1 protein-coding gene and 1 pseudogene are annotated in these 1166 nt (G+C 54.3%); both read right to left on the bottom strand.

Going from position 1 to position 1166, the window contains the following annotated elements:
* Positions 1 to 308: 308 nt before the first annotated feature.
* Positions 309 to 700 (bottom strand): annotated as a pseudogene (locus tag D6694_06255) (GxxExxY protein).
* Between the two features lie 136 nt (positions 701 to 836).
* The coding region (locus D6694_06250; GenBank protein ID RMH44089.1) for a hypothetical protein at positions 837 to 1166 on the bottom strand (330 nt) is incomplete at its 5' end.

Raw genomic sequence — 1166 nt, 5'->3', positions numbered from 1 at the left:
TTCGGACAACGCCGCAACATGTGGCGGCAGGTTGGGGACGATTTCGGCCTGCAGGATAGCGGCGTCGGCCTGCCGCGGCAGGCCCTCGAACAGGTCCACCACGCTCTGGACGGCATCAATCTGGTACTGCTGGTTGGGGTCGAATTGTAGTTTGAGAGTCATGATTTTCTTTGAACCGCGAAGAGCGCTAAGTTTCTTTGTTTTGGTAATTTCTTTGCGTTCTCTGCGTCTTGACGGTGAATCTGAACCGCGAAGGCGCGAAGGGCGCCAAGTTTTTATTTTGAATTTTCCTTTGCGGTCTTTGTGCCTTAGCGGTGAATCTCCTGGAGTTTGTTGACCATGCGGCGGATGCCGTTTTTGATTAAAGGGACGTTCCAGTTAATCAGGTAGCCCAGGCGGCAATCTCGCAGACGCAAATAGGTGAGCAATTGGGCTTCATGGATGGGCAGGAGCGTTTCGACGGCTTTGTTTTCAATGATGACAGCGTTTTCAACCAGCATGTCAAGGCGATATCCGACATCCAGACGCTGACCATCGTAGAAGACTGGCTGCGGCACTTCAGTTTGGACCTGCAAGCCGCGCTTGCGCAATTCGTAGGCCAGACAGTACTGATAAGCGGATTCGAGTAACCCTGGCCCCAGGGCGCGGTGAACCTTGACGCTGAGTCAACGATTTGTTTGCCAATGGTTTCAATGTCCATTTTTTTCAGGCCTCATTTACCACGAAGACGCAAAGGTCGCTCAGTTTTTTGAATCTGAACCGCAAAGGCGCGAAAGGCGCTAAGTTTTTATTTTTTTTCTTTGCGTTCTTTGCGTCTTGGCGGTGAATCAACCTCATCAAATGACCTTCAAGCGGATGCGGTCATCCAGCGTGACCTTGGCTTCGTCCGTCAGGGCGCTGTCCAGGCAGATGAAGATGTCCTCGGCGCGCAGGAGGGACGGCAGGCGGTCCACAGTGTCCGATTGAATTTCCTCGTCCAGGCAGACGAAGAGTTCGTGGCTGACATCCGGATGGTGAACGCGCCAGACGACGTTTTCAGGGAAGCCTTCTTCCAGCGGGACAACCCGGCTGTCGAGCGGGAAGCCTTCGATGAGCAGGATTTCGGTCAGCAGGGCCTGCGGCTGCCAGCCGTCCACCAGCGGGGAAGCCTGCTGGCTGAAAAGGTC

Source organism: Gammaproteobacteria bacterium, assembly GCA_003696665.1.
GTDB lineage: Bacteria > Pseudomonadota > Gammaproteobacteria > Enterobacterales.
Note: the sequence above shows the minus strand (reverse complement) of the source record. Positions and strands in the feature narration are given on the sequence as shown.